The sequence below is a fragment of the Pseudomonas sp. JL3 genome (assembly GCF_031570575.1).
GTDB lineage: Bacteria > Pseudomonadota > Gammaproteobacteria > Pseudomonadales > Pseudomonadaceae > Aquipseudomonas > Aquipseudomonas cucumis.
This window is the reverse complement of sequence record NZ_JAKWJK010000045.1, coordinates 1-3,533: the sequence shown is the minus strand read 5'-3', so window position 1 is coordinate 3,533 and position 3,533 is coordinate 1. Positions and strand designations below refer to the sequence as shown.

The window sequence follows — 3,533 nt, the reverse complement described above, 5'->3', positions numbered from 1 at the left end:
TGCGGGTCGATGCCGGTGATGGATTGAGCGGTCAGGGAGAAGTCGTCGCCTTCATCCGCCACGGCCACTTCAATCGGGTAATTGGTGCGGGCTTCATTGCTCAGGAAACGCACGCCATCCCAGGCCAGGACTTGATCTTCGTTGGCCAGTGAGCCACCGTCGGTTTGATGCCGATAATTGAGCAGTGTGGTGAACAACGGCAGGCCCGGAGCTACGCCGCTGCAACGTTGAGCCAGGGCCAGGGAAGCCTGTTCGTGGGCCAGCAATTCGCTGAGATCGCGATAGGTTTCGTCCACCAGCGCCTTGACGCCGACCCCGGCCAATTGCACCCGCACCGGCAGGGTGTTGATGAACACGCCAAGGGCCCGGTCGGCCCCCGCCGAACCTTGCAAACGCCCTGCGACCACAGTGCCGAACACCACGTCGTCACGGTCGGTGCAGCGCCCGAGCACCTGGGCCCAGGCAATATGGAACAGCACAGCCGGCGTCACCCCGGCCGTCCGTGCTTGAGCGCGGACTCTTTGGCTCAGGGCCGGGTCGAGGCGCACGCTGGTCTCCACCACCTGGGCACCGTCGCCTTGGACATCCAGCACGCCGAACGGCGCGGTAGGTGCATCGACACTGGCCAGGCGGTTGCTGAAGTAGGTTTCGTGGACCTGGGCGGGAGTCGCGAGAATCTGTGCGACAAACTCCCGATAAGGCATCGGGGCCGGCAGGCTGGCGCCCTGGCCCTGCAACAGGGTCTGGATTTCTTCGAGCACGATCCCCAGGGACACGTGATCGCTGATCATGTGATGGTCGAGCAGAGCCAGCAACCAGCGTTCGGAGTGCGGATCACGGGCGATGCAGGCGCGCATCAACGGCGCCTGTTGCAAGTCCAGGCGCAGCTGCCGTGGATCGCTCAGGCGTTCCAGTTGGACTCGCGAGTCCTCACCCGCAACCAGTGTGATGTTGTGTACCGGCAGCCGAGCCTGGCGTTGCACCACCTGAACCGCTTGCGGCTGACCAACCCAATGCACGGCGCTGCGCAGAATGTCGTGGCGGTCGATCACTACCTGCAAGGCTGTGATAAAGGCATCGAGGCGCTGACGATCGTCGAACTCGATCATCGAGCGCACCAGATAGGCGTCGCCTTCATGTCCCAGCAAGTGATGGAACAGAATGCCTTGCTGCAACGGCGCCAGCGGGTAGATGTCCTGGATGTTCGCGGCTCCACCGGGCACGGCGGCGACGATGCGTTCAAGTTGCGCCGGGGTCAGTTCCACCAGCGGCAACATGTCCGGGGTCAGGGCGGTGCAATCGGCCGGAATGCGGTTGGCCGGTGCATGGAACAGTGCCTCGCTGTTGCGGCTCAGGGCCTGGGCCATTTCCCGCAGGCTGGGGGCCGTGAACACGGTGCGCACCGTCGCGTTCAGGCCGTGCAGGCGCAAGCGGTCGATCAGGCTCACGGCCAGCAGCGAATGCCCGCCGAGTTCGAAGAAACGGTCGTGACGGCCAACCTGTTCGAGGCCCAGCAAGTCTTGCCAGACGCTCGCGACAATCTGTTCGATCTCGCCGCGCGGCGCCTCATAGGCCCGGCTGACGAAGGCGTCCTGGCCCGGCGCGGGCAGGGCGCGGCGGTCGAGTTTGCCGTTGGGCGTCAGCGGCAGGGCTTCAAGGTGCACGTAGGCGCTTGGCACCATGTACTCGGGCAGCGATTCCAGCAACACGGCGCGCAGTAGCTCCACCGCCACCGGCTCACCGCACAGATAAGCGATCAAGCGCTTACTGTCCGATTGGCCCGGTTTGCTTTCCAGGGCTACCACCACCGCTTCGCGCACACCGGCAACGGCTGCGAGGACGGCTTCGATTTCTCCCAGCTCCACCCGGAAACCGCGAATTTTCACCTGGTCGTCGTTGCGCCCCAGGTATTCGAGGGTGCCGTCTGCGCGCCAGCGGCCGAGATCACCAGTCTTGTACAGACGCGCGTCGGGGTCGGTGCTGAACGGGTCGGCGATGAACCGCTCGGCCGTCAGTTCGTCGCGATTGAGGTAGCCGCGGGCCACGCCCACGCCGCCGATATGGATTTCCCCGGCCACTCCCAGGGGCATCAGTTCTGCGGCGGCATCCAGCACATGCAGTTGAGTGTTGCGCACCGGCGTGCCGATGGAGCGGAAGTCGTCGTTGTCGCGTTCCATCAGGCGGATCGAGGCGTTCACGGTGGCCTCGGTCGGGCCGTAGGCGTTGAACAGTGCCGGACGATGGCCGGCACGGGCGAACCACTGGGCCACGGCCTGTTTGCCCACCGCTTCGCCGCCAATCATGAACTGACGCAGGCAGGTCGGCAGGGGCACGTGCAGGTCGCGACTCACTTGTTGCCAGAACACCGTCGGCAGGTTGGCCACGGTGATGGCGTGCTGTTCGCACAGTGCGGCGAAGGCGGCGGTGCCGGCGATCCAGGCATCACTGCGCAGCACCAGGGTGGCGCCGGACAGTAGCGCGCCAAAGATCTCTTCCACGGACATGTCGAAGGTCATGGTGGCAAATTGCAGGATGCGGTCCTGGGGATTGAGCCCATAGCGTTCTTGCAGGGCGCCGATCTGGTTGCACACCGAACGGTGTTCGAGCATCACCCCTTTTGGTTTGCCGGTGGAGCCGGAGGTGTACATCACGTAGGCCAGGTGCCGGGAGGTCAAACCGTCGACCCGCGGATTGTGGTCGTTGCCGTCAGCCGGGTCATCGTTCAGTGACCATTGTGCAATCTGCAGCGGTGGCAACTGTTCGGCCAGAGTGCCCTGACTCAGCAGCACTCGCGGCGAACTGTCGCTGAGCATGTGCTGCAAGCGATCCTGAGGATAGTTCGGGTCGAGCGGCACATAGGCACCGCCCGCCTTGAGAATGGCAAGGATGCCAATGATCATTTCCGGGCTGCGTTCCACCAGCAGCGCCACGCGTTCATCCGGGCGCAGGCCGGCGGCGATCAAACGGTGGGCGATGCGGTTGGCCCGAGCATTGAGCTCTGCGTAGCTGAGGCTGACCCCGTCGGCCTGAACGGCGATGGCCTGCGGGCGCGTCTGCGCATGCTGCTCGAACCATTCCTGCAGCAACATGCCGTCAGGGAAATGGGCGCGGGTCTGGTTGAAGCCGCCGAGCAATTCGCGGCGTTGCTGATTATCCAGTAACGGCAGGGTCGCCAGCGGTTGCTCCACGTCGNCGGCGATGGCCTGCGGGCGCGTCTGCGCATGCTGCTCGAACCATTCCTGCAGCAACATGCCGTCAGGGAAATGGGCGCGGGTCTGGTTGAAGCCGCCGAGCAATTCGCGGCGTTGCTGATTATCCAGTAACGGCAGGGTCGCCAGCGGTTGCTCCACGTCGTCGAGCAGGGCGTCCAGCAGGTGCAGGAAGTGCCGGCCCCAACGCACGATGGTGCTTTCGTCGAACAGATCGGTGGCGTACTCGAACTGGCCGCTGATGGTGTCGCCGTCGTCGTTGAGCGACAGGCTCAAGTCGAACTGCGTGGTGCCGGTGACCTGGGGCAGCGGGGTCAGGTTCAG

General features: G+C 64.6%; 1 protein-coding gene. It reads right to left on the bottom strand.

Going from position 1 to position 3,533, the window contains the following annotated elements; genetic code table 11:
• A partial coding sequence (locus tag MMG91_RS28660; protein WP_310661436.1) for an amino acid adenylation domain-containing protein occupies positions 1-3,533 on the bottom strand: 3,533 nt, incomplete at both ends.